This is a genomic window from Patulibacter ginsengiterrae (assembly GCF_056269115.1).
This window is the reverse complement of record NZ_JBWDOG010000002.1, coordinates 465,883-483,812: the sequence shown is the minus strand read 5'-3', so window position 1 is coordinate 483,812 and position 17,930 is coordinate 465,883. Positions and strand designations below refer to the sequence as shown.

Genomic DNA, 17,930 nt, shown 5'->3' with positions numbered 1-17,930 from the left:
GGCTCGGTCAACGACCACCCCAGGCAGCCACTGATCCTGAAACAGGTTCTAGTCCAGGTTCGCCATCACGTGCTTGATCCGGGTGTACTCCTCGAGCGAGTAGACCGAGAGGTCCTTGCCGTAGCCGGACTCGCCGAAGCCGCCGTGGGGCATCTCGGAGAGGTACGGGATGTGGTCGTTGACCCACACGCAGCCGAAGTTGAGGTCGCGGGTGGCGCGGAGGGCGGAGCCGACGTCGCGGGTCCAGACCGAGGCGGCGAGGCCGTAGATCGTGTCGTTGGCCCACTCGATCGCCTGGGCCTCGTCGGCGGCGCGCTGGACGCTGACGACGGGACCGAAGACCTCCTGCTGGACGATCTCGCTGTCCTGGGTCGGGTTCGCGATCACCGTCGGGGCGATGAAGAAGCCGCGCTGACCAAGCGCGTTGCCGCCGGTCAGGACGTCGGCCCCGGCCGAGGCGGCGCGGTCGACGAAGCCGAGCACCTTCTCGCGCTGGGCGGCCGAGATGACCGGGCCGAGCTCGATGTCGTCGGCATCGAGACCGTTCCCACCCACCCCGCCGACCTTGATCGACTGGACGGCGGGCACGAGCGCCTCGAGCAGGCGGTCGTAGATCCCGGCGGTGGCGATCACCCGGCAGGCGGCGGTGCAGTCCTGGCCGGCGTTGTAGAAGCTGGCCAGGCGGATCCCGGCGACGACCTTGTCGAGGTCGGCGTCGTCGAGGACCACGACGGGGGCCTTGCCGCCGAGCTCGAGGTGGGTCCGGGCGAGGGTGTCGGCCGCGGCGCGGGCGATCGCCTTGCCGGTGCCGACCGAGCCGGTCAGCGAGACCAGCCGCACGGCCGGGTTGGTGACCATGTCGGCCCCGACCGGGCGACCGTGGCCGGTGATCACGTTGAGGACGCCGGCGGGCAGGACCTCGGCGGCCAGCTCGGCGAGCCGGATCGTGGTGATCGGGGTCAGCTCGGACGGCTTCAGGACGATCGTGTTGCCGCCGGCCAGGGCCGGGCCGATCTTCCACATCGCCATCGCCAGCGGGTAGTTCCAGGGCGTGATCTGGCTGACCACGCCGAGCGGCTCGCGGCGGATGATCGACGTGTAGCCGTCGGCGTACTCCCCGGCGGCCTGGCCGTTCAGGGAGCGGGCGGCGCCGGCGAAGAAGCGCAGGTGGTCGCTGCACGACTCGACCTCCTCGAGCGCGGCGTCGCGCGGCTTGCCGGCGTCCTTCGACTCCAGCTCGGCCAGCTCGGGAGCGTGCTCGTCGAGCAGGTCGGCCAGCGCCAGGATCGCGGTCGCGCGGTCCTTCGGGGTGGTCCGGCCCCAGGCACGGGCGGCACCGGAGGCGGCGTCGACGGCCCGGGTCACGTCCTCCGCGCCACCGACGGGGGCGCGGGCGATGACCTCTTCGGTCGCGGGGTCGATGACGTCCTCGAGCACGCCGGTGGTGGCGTCGACCAGCTCGCCCCCGACGAGGTTCTTCAGGACGGTGACGTCAGCAGTGCTCATTCAAGGACTCCGGAGAGGAAGGGTACGGCGGGGTGGGGGGCCTACGGGAACTTCTCGGGACACCGGGGCGACAGGTGCCAGCGCCAGGCCGATGTACCGACCCGCGGGCGACGACCGCCGCCCGCGGAGCTCGGCCGGACCGCCCCGAAGGACGGGTCCGGCCGAAGCGGGGACTCAGGCCGCCGCGCGGCCGGCGTCGAGGGCTTCCTGCACGGCCGGGATCAGGATCTTGCCGTCACGGACGTTGACGCCGTTGGCGAGGCCGGCGTCGGCCTCGAGGGCGGCGTCGATGCCCTTGTCCGCGAACGCGCGGACGTAGGGGAGCGTCGCGTTGGTCAGGGCCCGCGTCGACGTGGCCGGCACCGCGCCGGGCATGTTGGCGACGCAGTAGTGCAGGACGTCGTCGACGACGTAGGTCGGGTCGCCGTGGGTGGTGGGCGTCGAGGTCTCGGCGCACCCGCCCTGGTCGATCGCCACGTCGACGATCACGGCGTTCTTGCGCATGTCGGAGAGCATCGCGCGGCTGATCAGCTTCGGCGCGGCGGCACCGGCGACCAGCACGGCACCGATCACGACGTCGGCGTGGGCGATCTCCTCGCGGAGCGTCAGGGCGTCGCTCATCAGGACGCGGACGCGGCCGTCGAACAGCAGCTCCAGCTCGGTCAGGCGGGCGATGCTGCGCTCGAGGATCGTGACCTCGGCGCCCATGCCGACCGCGACGCGGGCGGCGTTGGTGCCGACGACACCGCCGCCGATCACGACGACGCGGGCCGGGGCGACGCCCGGGACGCCGCCGATCAGGACGCCACGGCCGCCGAGCGGGGCCTGCAGGAAGTAGGCGCCGGCCTGGGCGGCCAGGCGACCCGCGACCTCGCTCATCGGAGCGAGCAGCGGGAGGGTCGGGCGGGAGGCGGTGCCGCCCGTGACCGTCTCGTAGGCGATCGCGTTCGTGCCCGAGGCCATCAGGGCCTCGGTCAGCGGCAGGTCGGCGGCCAGGTGCAGGTAGGTGAAGAGGGCCGCGTCGCCGTTCAGCAGCGGGTACTCGGAGGCGATCGGCTCCTTGACCTTCAGCAGCAGCTCGCTCTCGCCCCAGACGGCGGCGGCCTCGGGGACGATCCGCGCGCCGGCGCCGACGTAGGCGGCATCGGCGAATCCGGAGCCGACACCGGCACCGGCCTGGACGAGGACCTCGTGACCACCGTTGGTCAGTTCGAGGGTACCGGCGGGGGTCAGCGCGACCCGCTGCTCGGCCGGCTTGATCTCGGTTACGACGCCAACGCGCATCAGATGGTCTCCATGGGGGATTCGGGGGTGGTGGAAAGGGTGGTGTCCGCGCCGGCGAGGCCCATGTGGGCGCCGGCGGCGGTCAGGACGGCGCGCAGGGTGTCGACGATCTCGTCGAGCACGGCCTGGTCGGCGGTCAGCGGCGGCGCGATCTGCAGGACCGAGTCGCCCCGGTCGTCGGCGCGGGCGATGATCCCGGCGTCGCGGAGCGCGCCCGGCAGGAACCCGCGCAGCAGGTCGTTGCGCTCGTCGAGGTCGAACGTGCTGTCGGACGCGTCCTTGACGAGCTCGACGGCCCAGAAGAAGCCCTTGCCGCGGACGTCGCCGACGATCGGCAGCTCGCTCAGGGTCTCCATCCGCGCCTGCAGGTGCGGGGACAGCGCGCGGACGTTCTCGAGCACGCCGTCGCGCTCGAAGATCTCGATGTTCTTGAGCGCGACCGCGGCCATCACGGGGTGGCCGCCGAAGGTGATCCCGTGGCGCAGCGGGGTGGCGGAGGAGAACAGGCCCTCGGCGACCTTGTCGTTGACGAAGACCGCGCCGCCGGGGACGTAGGCCGAGGTGATGCCCTTGGCCGTCGTGACCATGTCCGGGACGACGTCCTCCTGCTCGATCCCGAGCCAGTTGCCCATCCGGCCGAAGCCGCAGATGACGGAGTCGGCGACGAGCAGGATCCCGTGCTCGTCGGCGATCTCGCGCAGGCCCTTCCAGTAGCCGGGCGGCGGCGTCAGGCAGCCTCCGGCGTTCTGGACCGGCTCGGCGATGATCACGGCGACGTTCTCGGCGCCGAGCTCGGCGATCGTGTCGCGGACCTCCTGCAGCAGGCGGGCGGAGAAGGCCTCGAGGTCGTCGCCGCCCTCGGCCCGGAAGCTGTTCGTGTTCGAGACGTGCGTGACGTCGACCGGCGGGGTCCCGAAGCCGTCCTTGAAGCCGGGAACGCCGGTGAAGGAGAGGGCCCCGAGGGTGACGCCGTGGTACGCGTTCTTGCGGGCGATCGCCTTCGTCCGCTGCGGCTGGCCGATCGCGGTGAAGTACTCGCGGGCCATCTTCCACATCGACTCGACGGCCTCGGAGCCGCCGTTGGTGAAGAAGACGTGGTTGAGGTCGCCGGGCGCGCGCTCGGCCAGGGCCTTGGCCAGCTGGATCGCGGCCGGGTGGGCCGTGTTCCAGTTGGTGTTGAAGGCCAGCGTCGACAGCTGCTGTCCGATCGCGGCGGTCATCTCCTCGCCGTACGAGTACCCGATCTGCGAGCAGAACAGACTCGACAGCGCGTCGATGTAGCGCTTGCCCTGGGTGTCGAAGACGTAGGGGCCCTCGCCACGCTCGAGCACGAGCAGGTCGGCCGCGCCGTCGACCGGCTCCGGCGCGCTGGCGCCGTAGGCCGCGGCCTGCTTGGTGAAGTGCAGCAGCAGGTGCTCGCGCGCGGAACGCTGGAGCTCGTCGTGCTGGGCCGCGGTGGTGGCGGTGGTGGTGTCGTTGAGCATCGGGATGTCTCCGCGCTAGAAGCGCATGCCACCGGTCGGGGCGGCGCTGGTGGTACCGGCCGAGGTGCCCGCCCAGCGGGTGGTCACGACCTTCTGACGGGTGTAGAACGCGAACGCGTCGTCGCCGTTGGCGTGCAGGTCGCCGTCGATCGAGTCCTTCCAGCCCCCGAAGGGCATCCAGGCGATCGGGGCGGCCACGCCGACGTTGATCCCGAGCATCCCGGCCTCGGCCGAGTAGCGCAGCTCGCGGGCGGCGCCGCCGGACTCGGTGAAGAGGATCGTCGAGTTGCCGTAGCGGCTGGCGTTGGTGAACTCGAGCGCGGCGTCGAGGTCGGCGACGCGGACGACGGCGAGGACCGGGCCGAACAGCTCTTCGACGGCGACGCGGTGGTCGGTCGGGACGTCGTCGAGGATCGTCGCGCCGAGGTTGGCGTTGCCGGCACCGGCGTCGGCCTTGCGGCCGTCGAGGACGACGGTGATGCCGTCCTTCTCGGCCTGGTCGATCTCGCCGACCAGGCGGGTGCGGGCGTCGGAGGTGACGACCGGGCAGATGTCGGTCGCGGCGTCGTCGCCGGGGCCGGTGGTCAGCTTGGAGGCGGCGTCGACGATCAGCTGCAGCGAGTGGTCCTGCTGCTCGCGGCTGCCGACGAGCACGGCGACCGAGCCGGCCATGCAGCGCTGACCGGCGGCCCCGAAGGCGGAGCCGGCGACGCCGCCGGCCAGCAGCGCCGGGTCGGCGTCGGGCATCACGATCATCGAGTTCTTGGCGCCGCCGAGCGCCTGGACGCGCTTGCCGGTCTCGGTCGCCTTGGTCGCCACGTAGCGGGCGGTCGCGGCCGAGCCGACGAACGAGATCGCGTCGATCCCCGGGTGCTCGAGGATCGCGTTGACGGCGTCGTGGGCGCCGTGGACGAGGTTGACCAGGCCGCTCGGGATCCCCTCGATCTCGCTGATCAGCTCGATGTAGCGCTCGGACGTGAGCGGATCCTGCTCGGACGGCTTGAGGATCACGGCGTTGCCGGTCGCCAGCGCGTAGGGCAGGAACCACATCGGGATCATCGCCGGGAAGTTGAACGGCGTGATCGCGGCGACGACGCCGACCGGCTGACGGTGCAGCTCGACGTCGACGCCGGTGCCGATCCCCTCGAGGGTCTGGCCCTTGAGCTTGTGCGGGGCGCCCATCGCGGCCTCGACCGACTCGATCCCGCGGCCGACCTCGGCCAGTGCGTCGTCGAGCGTCTTGCCCATGTCGCGGGTGACGATCGCGGCGAGCTCGTCGCGGTGCTGGTCGAGCAGCTCGCGCAGCTTGTAGAGGGCGCGGGCGCGGACCTGGGGGGCGGTCCGGCGCCAGGCGACCTGGGCGGCGCGGGCGCTCTGGACGGCGGCGTCGACGTCGGCCGCGGTGCCCAGCGGGACGCGGGCGAGCAGCTCGCCGGTGGCCGGGTTGCGGTCGTCGAGGGCGTCGGTCGCCGTCGACGGTACCCACGCCCCACCGATGTACTGCGAGAGCGTGCGGGTCGTCGAAGCGAGAGTCGTGTCGGGCATGAAGTGGGGTCTTCGGTCGGGCGACAGGAAAGGCAGCGGCCGGCTCGTGGAGCCGGCCCCCTCCAAGCGTGACGGAGGCCCCACTTGCGATCAGCGAGCAGCCCGTCGCGACTCCGCCGCGGGCAGCAGACGGTTTGTCGCGCTCCGCGTCGTCCGGCGGAGCTGGCCGCTCGCTGTGCGCCCGCGTGGGCCTCAGCGTTCGCGTACGTGCGGCAGCGCGCGCAGCGCCAGGTGCAGGGTCATCGTCTGCTCCGGGTCGCCGAGGTCGACCTGCAGCAGCTCCTCGATCCGGGCCAGCCGGTTGTAGAGCGCCTGCCGGTTGAGGTGCAGTGCGCGCGACGCCTCGGCCTTGCGCCAGCCGTTCGCGCAGAGCGCCTCGAGCGTCGGCAGCAGCTGGTGCTTGCGGCGCCGGTCGTGCGCGATCAGCGGACCGAGCCGGCGCTCGACGAAGGCCGCCAGCTCGACGTCGTCGCGCCACCGCCAGAGCAACCGCTGGAGCTCCAGGGCGCGCACGTCGTGCCAGTCGGCGGGCGGGAGTGAGGCGGCGCTGGCGGCGGCCTCGCCGGCGAGTTGGAGGGCGGGTCCGGCGTCGCGCCAGGCGACCGCGTCGCCGACGGCCACGACCACGTCGCCGTCGCCGAGCCGCCGGTCGGCGGCGGTACGGATCGCGCGGGCGACGGCCTCGGCGACGGTCGCCCGCTGGCCAACGTCACGCAGGCCGACGACGGCCAGCAAGCGCCCGGCGCGGGAGCTCTGACCGGCGAGCGCGGCGAGGCCGCGGCCCTCCAGCTCGACCTGGACGTCGCGCAGAACCAGGCTCCAGGCGGCGACGCCGGCCGCGGCGTTGGTCTCGGCGGCGACCGGCAGCAGCAGCTTGGCCGTCGAGTGGAAGCCGATCGACCCAGCCTGCCGCTCGGCGTGCCCGCCCGCGATCCGGCCCTCGGCGAGGTCGACGAGGAAGTTCCCGCGCTCGCGGGCGACCAGCTCCTCCTCCTGCCGGGCGCGCAGCAGCGACAGCGCGACGATCCCCGCCGCTCGCTGGAGCACGATCTCCGTGATCTCGTCCATCGGCCCGGCGACCGGCAGCGCCAGCAGCCGGCCGGCCTGCTGGTGCGCGCCGAGCGGCACCGGGGCGGCGAGGCCGGCCCGCCACGGGGCCCGCCCGCTGGCGCTCTTGGAGGCCTTCCAGGCGTCGAGCACGTCGACCCCGTCGCCGGCCGATCCCGCGTGGTAGAGCAGCCGGCCGTCGCCGTCCTCGAGGAAGATCGGGTTACCCAGCAGCTCGCAGGTCGCGCGCAGGACCTCGGGGATCCCGTGGCCGTCGAGCAGCAGCTGCGTCAGCCGCTGCTGGACCTCGTCGCCGCGCTGGAGCATCGCGTAGTGGGCGTTGACGATCTCGCTGTGGATCGCCTCGGTGACCGAGATGAACGGCACCTCCTGGGTCAGGGCGACCAGGCAGAGGCCGTGCTGCTCGGCGGCGTCGATCAGGGCCTCGGGGAGCTCGGCGAAGCTGCTGCCGAGCTCGATCACCAACGCGGCGAGCCCGAGCTCGGCGAGACCGGCCACGAACCGCCGCTGCTCGGGGGCGCGGCGCCCGATCCCCATCCCGGTCGTCAGCAGCAGCTCGCCGCCGGTCAGCTGCGAGGCGATGTAGGAGACCTCGCCCGCGTGGACCCAACGGATCGGGCGGTCGAGGTGCTCGCGTCCGGCGACGACGGTCGGTAGGCCACGACGCAGGACCGGCAGTGCGAGCGCCTGGGCGACAGTGATCCGGGGTACCGGGGCGGTGAGGGGAGCGGACAAGGCGGTCGGGGAGCCGGTGACGGTCACCGCGCCATGATGCCTGGCGGGCACGGTGATGGCCGGCACAGCGTCCATGATACCCCCCGAATGGCTAGACGAGCTGTCAGAGTGGGCGCTGTATCGAATCGTTTCAACAACGAGCGTGCGTACGCCATTCGGTCGCCAAACGGCGTGAGAAGGGCGGCAGGTCGTCGCCCCGCGACCTCCGATCGGCGACGGCCTGTCGCAGATTGGTTCGGGGTCGGGCCGAGCCGTCTACGGTGCTCGCGATGACGCCGTGGCCCCGCACGCTACCGACCACCACCGATCGCGCCGCCTACGCGGACGCGGCGGTGCGTCCGGTCTGGCTCGACGCGCAGGCCGGCGGCGTCGAGATCCCGGCCCCGGAGCCCGCGCTGCGGAGCGACGCGACGGCCGACCTCTGCATCGTCGGCGGCGGCTTCACCGGCCTCTGGGCCGCGATCCACGCGAAGGCCGACGCGCCCGCGCGGGACGTCGTGCTGATCGAGGGGGAGACCTGCGGCTTCGGCGCCAGCGGCCGCAACGGCGGCTTCTGCGTCGCCTCGCTGACCCACGGGATCGCCAACGGCCTCTCGCGGTTCGAGGACGAGCTGCCAACGCTCGAGCGGCTCGGCCTCGAGAACCACGCCGGTCTCTGTGCGGACGTCGAGCGGCTCGGGATCGACTGCGATCTCGAGCACACCGGCGAGCTGCTGGTCGCGCTCGACTCGGAGGCGCTGCCGGAGCTGGACGAGGAGGCCGAGCTGCTGCGCCGGTACGGGCACGAGGTCGAGGTGCTCGACGCCGCCGGGGTCCGCGCGGAGGTCGGCTCCGAGCTCTTCCTCGGCGGGGTCTGGGACCGCACCGGGGCGTCGATCCTGCACCCGGGCAAGCTCGCCCTCGGGTTGCGGCGGGCGGCGTTGGCGGCCGGCGTGCGGATCTACGAGCACACCCAGGTCGACGCGCTCCGCGAGACCGCGGACGGGATCGAGCTGGTCTGCCCGCAGGCGCGCGTGCGCGCGAGCCGCGTGCTGCTGGCGACCAACGCGTTCACGCCGCTGCTGAAGGAGATCGGCCGCTACGTCGTGCCGGTCTACGACTACGTGCTGGTGACCGAGCCGCTGAGCGACGAGCAGCTGGCCTCGATCGGCTGGAGCAACCGCCAGGGCATCGGCGACATGGCCAACCAGTTCCACTACTACCGGCTGACCGCGGACAACCGGATCCTGTGGGGCGGCTACGACGCCGTCTACCGCTACGGGAGCCCGGTCGAGGCGCGGCTCGACGACCACGACGCGACCTTCGCGCGGCTGTCGCAGCACTTCTTCCTGACCTTCCCGCAGCTGCAGGGCGTCCGCTTCAGCCACCGCTGGGGCGGGGCGATCGACACCTGCAGCCGCTTCTCGGTCTTCTTCGGCACGGCCCACCGCGGTCGCGTCGCCTACGCCGCGGGCTACACCGGGCTCGGTGTCGCCGCGACCCGCTTCGGAGCCCGCGTCGCGCTCGACCTGGTCGACGGCCGCGAGACCGAGGCGACCCGCCTGCGCTACGTGCGGACCAAGCCGGTCCCGTTCCCGCCCGAGCCGCTGCGGACGATCGGGATCCAGATCACCCGCAACCGGCTGGCCGCGGCCGACCGCAACGGCGGCCGGCGCGGCCTCTGGCTGCGCACGCTCGACCGCCTCGGCCTGGGGTTCGACAGCTGATGCACGGCTCCCTGGCAAGGACTTTCCCCGGGCGGCTCGCGGCCGAACTAGCCTGGCCCCAAACCCCCTTCCATCCCGACCGCCGCGCGTACGGCGTGCGCGATCTCGACCCCCGGAGCATCGCATGAGCGACACCCTCGCCTCCTTCACCGTCGACGTCCCGTACGCGGAGCTGGAGCCCTCGCCGCTCGCGCCCGAGGACGTGCTCGACGGTCGTCCCGAGGTCCACGCGGTCACGCTCGACAGCACGACCGTCGACGGCGTCACGATCGAGCGGGGGATCTGGCAGATCACCCCGGGCGTGGTCCGCGACGTCGAGGCCGACGAGCTGTTCGTGGTGCTCAGCGGACGCGCGACCGTCGAGGTCGCCGACGGGCCGACCCTGGAGCTGGCGCCCGGCGTGCTCGGAGTGCTGCGGGCCGGCGATCGGACCGTCTGGCGGGTCCGCGAAACGCTCCGCAAGGTCTACCAGGTGACCGTCCCGGCGGAGGACGAGTGATGCCCGCTCAGCGCTCCGCCTGCTTCGTCGTCCAGAACGACCGGACGAGATCTAGCCCGTTGCACGAACACGTCCCGACCTGGGAGGACCATGGTCCTACCGGAGTGCCTGTCCAGCAAGAGGCCGCCTGCGGCCGGAGGAGTTCCCGATGACGGTCAGCGACACAATTGCCCCGATCGACGCCACCGACGCCGAGGCCGGCGGCGAGAGCGACATCCGTTTGGATCGGGTGCACAAGCGGTACGGCGATCAGGTCGTGATCGGTGATCTGTCGTTGGAGATCGAGCGGGGCGCGTTCTACGCGTTGCTGGGCCCTTCGGGGTGCGGCAAGACGACGACGTTGCGGATGATCGGCGGCTTCGAGGTCCCGACCGAGGGCCGCGTGCTGCTGGGCGGGCAGGACGTGACGGACCTGGCGCCGCACAAGCGCGAGGTCAACACGGTCTTCCAGTCCTACGCGCTGTTTCCGCACCTGACCGTCGCCAAGAACGTGGCGTTCGGTCTCGAGCGGCGGGGCGTCAAGCGGGCGGAGGTCCGGCAGCGGGTTGGCGAGACGCTGGAGTCGGTGCAGTTGACCCATCTGGCGGAGCGCAAGCCGGGGCAGCTGTCGGGCGGTCAGCAGCAGCGGGTCGCGCTCGCGCGGGCGTTGGTCAACCGGCCGCGGGCGCTGCTGCTGGATGAGCCGCTCGGTGCCCTGGACTTGCGTCTGCGGCGGCAGCTCCAGGTCGAGTTGAAGCGGATTCAGCGGGAGGTCGGGATCACGTTCGTGCACGTGACGCACGATCAGGAGGAGGCGATGTCGCTGGCCGACACGATCGCCGTGATGAACGGCGGCGGGATCGAGCAGGCCGGCAGCGCGACCGATCTCTACGAGCGGCCGGAGACGGCGTTCGTGGCGAACTTCCTGGGCAAGTCGAACCTCGTTGACGTCAAGCTCGGCCGTGTTGACGGCGAGTGGACCGCGGTGGAGACCCACGACGGGGCTTCGCTGCGGCTGTTGACGCATCGGGTGGGGGCGTTGGCGTCGGGTCCGGTGCGGATCGGGGTGCGGCCGGAGAAGGTCCGGATCGCGCCGGTCGATCAGCCGGTGGCGGACGGGCACAACGCGCTGCGCGCGCGGGTGATGGTCAGCTCGTTCATGGGGGTGACCTTGGAGTACATCGTCAAGACGGTCGGGGGCGACGAGTTGACGGTGATCTGTCAGAACGATGCCGGTGATCTCGAAGAGGCGCTGGGGGCGGGTCGTGAGGTCCTGTTGAGCTGGGATCCGCGCCACACCTTCATCGTCGAAGGCGAGCAGCCCGGCGATGGGAGCGCTCATGCCTGAACGAGACGGCACCGTACCTCCGGGGGACCCTGATGCCTGAAGATCGCGAACGGATCGAGCGGGCGCTCGAGGAGACGATCTTCGGCGAGCGGATGTCGCGCCGCCGGTTGGTCGGCCGTGGGGCGACCGCGGCCCTCTTCGCGACGGGGATGGCCTCGGTCCTCTCCGCCTGCGGGATCGCGGGCACGGCGCAGCAGAACGTGGCCCAGCTCTCGAAGGAGGCGGACGCGGTCGACCACCCGAAGGTGCCGCTGGGGAACTGGACGTTCTCCAACTGGCCCCTGTACATGGACAAGTCGCTCCTGAAGGAGTTCGACCAGCGCTACGGCGGCAAGGTCAAGTACCTCGAGGACATCAACGACAACAACGACTTCTTCGGCAAGGTCCGGCAGCAGCTGACCCAGGGCGTGCCGATCGGGCGCGACCTCGTGGTCCTGACCGACCCGATGGCCTCGAAGTGGGTCCGGAGCGGGTTCGTCACGCCGTTCGACCCGCGCAACGTCCCCAACGCGAAGAACCTGGTCCCGAACCTCCGGTCGATCGCCTACGACCCGAAGCGCCAGTTCACGCTCCCGTACCAGTCGGGTGCGGTCGGCCTGGGCTACGACATCAAGGCGACCGGGCGCGAGCTGACGTCGCTGAAGGAGTTCTTCAACCCCGAGTGGAAGGGCAAGGTGACGATGCTGGCGGAGGCGTACGACAGCGCCGGCACCGTGCTCCTGATGGAGGGCAAGGACGCCACCAAGGCGACGCTCGACCAGCAGCTGGGGGCGATCCAGACGCTTGACGAGCAGAACCAGAAGGGCCAGTTCCGGCGCTTCACCGGCAACGACTACGCGACCGACCTGACCAAGGGCAACGTCGTGCTGGCGTTGGCCTACGCGGGCGACATGGTCCAGCTCCAGGCGGACAACCCCAACCTCCGGTTCACGTACGCCGAGGAGGGGTCGATGATCTTCACCGACAACATGATGCTGCCGGCGCACGTCGAGCATCCGTACGCCGCCGAGGTGATGATGAACTACCTCTACGAGCCGGAGGTGGCGGCGAAGCTCTGTGCCTACGTCAACTACATCAGTCCGGTCGACGGGATCCGCCCGATCCTCGAGCGGACCGAACCGGAGGTGGCCAAGAACGAGCTGATCTTCCCCTCGGACGAGATCCGCGCCAACCTCCACAACTACCCGTCGTACTCCAGCAGCGAGGAGCAGCAGATGTACGAAGCCATGGCGAAGGTCACGGGGGGCTGATCGTGTCGTTCAAGCTTCGTCGTCAGCTGATGCCGTGGTGGTTTGCGCTGCCCGGTCTGCTGTGGCTGATCATCTTCTTCGCGATCCCGATCCTGAACCAGGTGTCGGTCTCGTTGATGACCGGCGATCCGGAGGTCGGCTTCGAGTTCACGTGGGCGTTCTCGACCTACACCGACGCGATCCGCGATTACCACACGCAGTTCCTGCGGTCGATCGGATACGCCGGTGCGGCGACCCTGATCGACCTGGTGATCGCGTTCCCGCTGGCGTACTTCATCGCCTTCAAGGCCGGGCGGTTCAAGGCGTTCTGGCTGCTGCTGGTGATCCTGCCGTTCTTCGTCTCGCAGGTGATGCGCACGGCGTCGTGGCAGCTGATCCTCAACGACAGCGGCTGGCTCGTCGGGCAGCTGAAGGACATCGGGCTGGTCGCCGACGACGGCCGCGTGCTGGCCACCGGCAAGGCCGTGGTCGGCGGGATCGCCTACAACTTCCTGCCGTTCATGGTCCTGCCGCTGTTCGCGACCCTGGACCGGATGGACCGGAGGCTGCTGGAGGCCGCCACCGATCTGTACTGCAGCCGGGCGACGGCGTTTCGGAAGGTGACGTTGCCGTTGGCGATCCCGGGGATCTTCGCCGGGTCGCTGCTGGTCTTCATCCCGGCCTGCGGTGACTACATCAACGCGTCGATCCTGGGGTCGTCGAATACGACGATGATCGGCAACGTGATCCAGTCGAAGTTCCTCAACGTGCTGGACTACCCGACCGCCGCGGCGCTCTCGTTCATCTTGATGGGCGTGATCCTGCTGGGCATCGCGTTGTACTCACGCGTTCTGGGCACCAAGAACCTGACCGAGCTGGCGGGCTGAGCGATGTCCTCTGTCACGACACCGACCACCCCGCCCGCGGACTCCGGCGCGCCGCGCCGGAAGCCGAAGGCCCCCAGCGGTCGCGGACGGACGTTCGCGTTGGGGGTCTGGTCGACGCTGGCGATCCTGTTCCTGCTGGTGCCGATCCTGTTCATGATCGTGTTCTCGTTCAACGACAACCAGGGCCGCTTCAACTTCCAGTGGTCCGGGTTCACGCTGAAGCACTGGGCACACCCGTTCGCAGACCCGGACCTGGCCAAGGCGCTGGAGAACTCGCTGATGATCGCCGTTCTGACGACGATCATCGCCACCGCCCTGGGCACCTTCCTCGCGATCGCCCTGATCCGCTATCGCTTCCGTGGTCGCGCAACCGCCGACATGTTCGTGTTCCTGCCGATGGCCTCTCCCGAGGTCGTGATGGGCGCGGCCCTGCTGGCGATGTTCCTCGTGCTCGGGGTCGGGACCGGCTTCGTGACGATCCTGCTCGCGCACGTGATGTTCTCGATCTCGTATGTCGTGGTGACCGTCAAATCCCGGTTGGAAGGGATGGATCCTCACATCGAGGAGGCGGCCCGGGATCTGGGGGCGGGGGAGCTGACGACGTTCTTCCGCATCACGCTGCCGATGATCGCGCCCGGTGTGGCCGCCGCGGCGGTGCTGGCGTTTGCGCTCTCGATCGACGACTACGTGATCACGAGCTTCAACGCGGGGCAGACGCAGACGTTCCCGCTGTTCATCTTCGGCGCCACCCGCCAGGGCGTGCCGCCGCAGGTCAACGTGCTCTCGACGATGCTGCTGTTGCTCGTCTTCGGCCTCATGGCCGTGAACGTGCTGGTCCAGCGGCGCCTCGCGAAGCGGAACACCCCGGCGATCTGAGCAGCGCCCGCGGGCGTGGGCGCGCTCGGGTGGTGGGCGCTCCGGGGCGGGGCGCTCCGGGTGCGGGCGCTTCGGGTGGTGGGCGCTCCGGGGCGGGGCGGCGCTTCGGGGCGGGGCGGCCGACTGATGCGGATTTACCGCCTATACGACAGTAAATCCGCATCACTCCGCCGCTCGCGCCGGGTTCGGGGGCGGCGGAGGCAGAAAAGCGTTCACGGGGAACGCCAACCCGCATCAGCTCGCGCCGGGCGCGCCAACTCCGCGGCACCCCGCGCGGCGCCTAGCCCACGGGATGGACGCCCGAGCAGCCGCGGCGGTGGCAGCCGAGCAGGTGGGTGTCGACCAGGCCGATCGCCTCCATCAGGGCGTAGGCGGTGGTCGGCCCGACGAAGGCGAAGCCCCGGGCGCGGAGGTCGCGCGCGAGGGTGCGCGACTCCGGGGTGCTGGTCGGGACGTCGGCGGTCGTCAGCGGTCGCGGGGTCTCGGCCGGCAGGTACGACCAGATCAGGGCGTCGAGCCCGCCCTCGTCGCGCAGGGCGATCGTCGCCTGAGCGTTGGTGCGGGCGGCGCGGATCTTGGCCCGGTTGCGGACGATCCGCGGGTCGAGCATCAGCCGCTCGACGTCGTCGTCGCCGAACGCCGCGACCGCCTCGGGGGCGAAGTCGTGGAACAGCTCGCGGAACGCGGGGCGCTTGGCCAGGATCGTCAGCCAGCTGAGCCCGGCCTGGAACGCCTCGAGCGAGATCCGCTCGAACAGCGCTTGCTCGCCGTGGACCGGGAGACCCCACTCCCCGTCGTGGTAGACGCGGTTGAGGGGGTGGCCGGTCGCCCACGGGCAGCGACCGAGGCCGTCGTCGCCGACGATCGCCTGGGGCGCACCGTCGCCGTCGGTCGACGAGCCGTCGGCGATCGCGGGCGCCGGGGACGCGAGGGTGGGAGACGGCCGCTGCTCGGGGGACACGGTTCGGGGAGGCTCCGGGGTCGGTTCTCGGTCGCGGACGATGGTGCGGGACAGGCGGCCGGGGTCTGAGCCCGGTCTGTCCCTCGGGACAGGCGGGCGACGCGAACCGCTCTCGAGCATGGTCGCCCATCGAGAGGACGGTCCGCGACGGCAGGATGTGAGATCGGCCTCGGCTCGACGCTCCCCACCCCGCCGCCGAACCTCGGCCACTCGGTCGGGGCTCGGCCGACGCCCCAGAACTTCGGCCGCTCGGTCGGGCTCGGCCCACGACGGGGTGCCCGACCCGACCCGGGCACGACCGACCCCGCCGAACCCCGGCCACCCGGTCGGGCCCAACCGACGGCGGGGGCGCCCGACCCGACCGGGGCGCGACCGCGCGGGCACGTCCCGCAACCTCCCGCAGACTGGCCGCCGAGCCGCGTTCTCCCGGCCTCCGCACCACCGAGGATCCGACACCCCCCCCGACCGTACGGTTGGTCGCTACGGCTCCAGATTGCGGCGTATCGGCCGATCACCAGGGCTGCTACCCGAATGTCTCCGACCCGCGGCCACCCGTCGCTGGAGCCCCGTTTCCCCCATGAAGATCTTGCGGTTCCGTTCGCTGCGGACGAGGATGCTCGTCCTCCTCCTTCCACCCATCCTGTTGGCGATCGGTGCGCTGACGGTCCTCGCGATCGTCCAGGCCACTGACCAGCAGCAGAAGGCCCGCTTCGCCGAGATCAGTCGGACCGGCCATGCCGAGTCGATGACGATCAACTCGCAGGTCTCGCGCAGCGTCGCGATCTCGCGGCAGTTGGCCAACACGATGGAGAGCTACACCGGGGGTGACCGCAAGCAGGTCACGGCGCTGGTCCGCCACACGATCGAGAGCGACAAGCAGCTCGTCGGGGCCTGGGCCGGGTTCGCGCCGAACGCCTTCGACGGCGCCGACAGCAAGCACCGCGGCGAGCCGGGCAGCGACGGCAAGGGCCAGTTCGGCCCGTTCTGGAGCCGTCGTGACAACAAGCTGGCGCTCGAGGTCGTGGCCGGTGGAGGCCACGGGGCCGGCGAGTACTGGACCATTCCGCGCGACACCCGCCGTGACGCGGTGATCGAGCCGTACCTCGACACCGACGGCAAGACCCTGCTGACGAGCTACGCCTCGCCGGTCATCCGCCACGGCAAGTTCATCGGCGCGACCACCGTCGACCGCTCGCTGGCGTCGATGGACGCGGACGTCTCGAAGGTCAAGCTGCTCGAGACCGGCTACGCGATGATGGTCAGCCGCAAGGGGCTGTTCGTCTCCGCCCCGAGCAAGCAGCTGATCGGCCAGAGCACGCTCGGCAAGCTCGCCGAGAGCAAGAACAGCCCGGTCCTCAAGCAGGTCGTGAAGGACGTCTACGCCGGCCGTTGGGGCCAGGCGGAGACCGACGATCCGTTCTCCGGCGAGCGCGTGATGCTGACCTGGTCGCCGATTCCGAACGGCAACTGGAGCTTGCTCACGTCGACCCCGATGGACGAGGTCCTCGGGCCGGTCCACAGCCTCCGCACGAACCTGCTGCTGACGGGCCTGCTGGCGCTGATCCTGATCAGCGTCGCGGTGATCCTGCTCGCCCGCAAGATCGTGCGGCCGATCACGGCCATGACCGAGGCCGCCGAGCAGGTCGCCGACGGTGACGTCGACGTGCACCTCGACCTCACGACCGAGGACGAGATCGGCCGGATGGGCAAGGCCTTCGAGCGGATGGTCGAGTACCTGAAGGAGAAGGCCACGGCGGCCGAGCGGATCGCCGACGGCGACCTGACGGTCGAGGTCGAGCCGCGCTCCGAGCGCGACCTGCTCGGCCACGCCTTCCGCAAGCTGTCGGTCGACCTGCGGGACATCGTCGGTCGCGTGAGCGCGTCGGCGGCGTCGGTCTCGGCGGCGTCGGGCCAGATGGCGACGGCGTCGACCGAGGCCGGGCGGGCGGTCGAGGAGATCGCCGCCGCGACCGGCGACGTCGCTCGCGGTGCCGAGCGGCAGGTCCAGATGGTCGAGCAGACCCGGGCCGCCGTCGAGCAGGCGGCCGAAGCCGCCGCCCGCGGCGAGGCGTCCGCGCAGCAGACGGCCGGGGCCGCCGACAACGCGCGGGAGATCGCCGGCGAGGGCGTCAAGGCCGCGCACGAGGCGACCGACGCGATGCGGCTGGTGGCCGGGTCCTCGCAGGAGGTCGGCGAGGCGATGGGCGAGCTGTCGACGAAGTCGGAGCGGATCGGCGGGATCGTCGACACGATCACGGGGATCGCGCAGCAGACGAACCTGCTGGCGTTGAACGCGGCGATCGAGGCCGCCCGTGCCGGTGAGCAGGGTCGTGGCTTCGCGGTCGTCGCCGAGGAGGTCCGCAAGCTCGCCGAGGGCTCGCAGGACGCGGCCCGCGAGATCAGCGGGCTGATCGACGAGATCCAGGGCGACACCGGCCGCGTGGTCGGCGTGATCGCGCAGAGCGTCGAGCGCGCCAACGACGGCGTCGCGACGGTCGAGCAGACGCGGGCCGCGTTCGAGCGGATCGAGGAGGCGGTCGGCGAGGTCAACGCGCGGGCGGCCGAGATCACGGTCGCGACGACCCGCGTCTCCGTGGAGACCGGGCGGGCCACCGAGGAGATCGCCGGTGTCGCTGCGGTCGCCGAGGAGTCGTCGGCGTCGGCCGAGGAGGTCTCCGCCTCGACCGAGCAGACGAGCGCCTCGACGCAGGAGATCGCCGCGTCGGCGCAGGAGCTGGCCGGCACCGCCGACGAGCTCCAGCGGTTGGTCGGCGTCTTCCGACTGACCGACTGACCGACTGAGCGACGGCCATCGGGTCGACG

At 71.3% G+C, this 17,930-nt stretch carries 13 protein-coding genes; 7 read left to right on the top strand and 6 right to left on the bottom strand.

The genetic code is table 11. The annotated features are described in order from the left end of the window. Positions 1-48: 48 nt before the first annotated feature. The 5 genes from ACVUH9_RS05685 to ACVUH9_RS05665 all read right to left on the bottom strand — a co-directional run bounded on the left by ACVUH9_RS05685 (position 49) and on the right by ACVUH9_RS05665 (position 7,649). Positions 49-1,506 (bottom strand): gamma-aminobutyraldehyde dehydrogenase, encoded by a 1,458-nt coding sequence (locus tag ACVUH9_RS05685; RefSeq protein WP_475754791.1) that lies wholly within the window; start codon positions 1,504-1,506, stop codon positions 49-51. A gap of 174 nt (positions 1,507-1,680) precedes the next feature. Next, positions 1,681-2,790 carry an alanine dehydrogenase gene (ald, locus tag ACVUH9_RS05680; RefSeq protein ID WP_475754790.1) on the bottom strand — a complete coding sequence of 370 codons (1,110 nt, stop codon included), beginning with the start codon at positions 2,788-2,790 and terminating at the stop codon, positions 1,681-1,683. Next, complete coding sequence (locus ACVUH9_RS05675) at positions 2,790-4,274, bottom strand: aspartate aminotransferase family protein (protein WP_475754789.1); 1,485 nt, start codon at positions 4,272-4,274, stop codon at positions 2,790-2,792. The genes ald and ACVUH9_RS05675 overlap by 1 nt, the downstream gene beginning before the upstream one ends. 15 nt (positions 4,275-4,289) lie before the next feature. Further along, positions 4,290-5,819, bottom strand: coding sequence for a CoA-acylating methylmalonate-semialdehyde dehydrogenase (locus ACVUH9_RS05670; RefSeq protein ID WP_475754787.1), 1,530 nt, complete (start codon positions 5,817-5,819; stop codon positions 4,290-4,292). A gap of 192 nt (positions 5,820-6,011) precedes the next feature. After that, complete coding sequence (locus tag ACVUH9_RS05665) at positions 6,012-7,649, bottom strand: PucR family transcriptional regulator (protein ID WP_475754786.1); 1,638 nt, start codon at positions 7,647-7,649, stop codon at positions 6,012-6,014. Positions 7,650-7,891: 242 nt separating this feature from the next. Between ACVUH9_RS05665 and ACVUH9_RS05660 the strand changes: the two genes are divergently transcribed. The 6 genes from ACVUH9_RS05660 (at position 7,892) to ACVUH9_RS05635 (ending at position 14,146) form a co-directional block, all read left to right on the top strand. Further along, a complete protein-coding gene (locus ACVUH9_RS05660) occupies positions 7,892-9,328 on the top strand; it encodes an NAD(P)/FAD-dependent oxidoreductase (protein WP_475754784.1) in 1,437 nt (478 codons plus the stop codon). A 124-nt stretch (positions 9,329-9,452) separates the two neighbouring features. Next, positions 9,453-9,827 (top strand): cupin domain-containing protein, encoded by a 375-nt coding sequence (locus tag ACVUH9_RS05655; protein WP_475754782.1) that lies wholly within the window; start codon positions 9,453-9,455, stop codon positions 9,825-9,827. A gap of 148 nt (positions 9,828-9,975) precedes the next feature. Beyond that, complete coding sequence (locus tag ACVUH9_RS05650) at positions 9,976-11,154, top strand: ABC transporter ATP-binding protein (RefSeq protein WP_475754780.1); 1,179 nt, start codon at positions 9,976-9,978, stop codon at positions 11,152-11,154. Between the two features lie 32 nt (positions 11,155-11,186). After that, positions 11,187-12,404, top strand: coding sequence for a polyamine ABC transporter substrate-binding protein (locus tag ACVUH9_RS05645; RefSeq protein ID WP_475754778.1), 1,218 nt, complete (start codon positions 11,187-11,189; stop codon positions 12,402-12,404). A 2-nt stretch (positions 12,405-12,406) separates the two neighbouring features. After that, positions 12,407-13,270 (top strand): ABC transporter permease, encoded by an 864-nt coding sequence (locus ACVUH9_RS05640; RefSeq protein WP_475754776.1) that lies wholly within the window; start codon positions 12,407-12,409, stop codon positions 13,268-13,270. A gap of 3 nt (positions 13,271-13,273) precedes the next feature. Then, complete coding sequence (locus ACVUH9_RS05635) at positions 13,274-14,146, top strand: ABC transporter permease (protein WP_475754774.1); 873 nt, start codon at positions 13,274-13,276, stop codon at positions 14,144-14,146. Positions 14,147-14,426: 280 nt separating this feature from the next. Here ACVUH9_RS05635 and ACVUH9_RS05630 read toward each other — a convergent pair whose 3' ends face one another. Continuing rightward, the gene (locus tag ACVUH9_RS05630; protein ID WP_475755082.1) at positions 14,427-15,056 is read right to left on the bottom strand and encodes a DNA-3-methyladenine glycosylase I; all 630 of its coding nucleotides are present in this window, start codon (positions 15,054-15,056) and stop codon (positions 14,427-14,429) included. A gap of 664 nt (positions 15,057-15,720) precedes the next feature. Between ACVUH9_RS05630 and ACVUH9_RS05625 the strand changes: the two genes are divergently transcribed. Then, positions 15,721-17,901, top strand: a complete 2,181-nt coding sequence (locus ACVUH9_RS05625; protein WP_475754772.1) for a methyl-accepting chemotaxis protein — start codon at positions 15,721-15,723, stop codon at positions 17,899-17,901. Positions 17,902-17,930 lie beyond the last annotated feature (29 nt).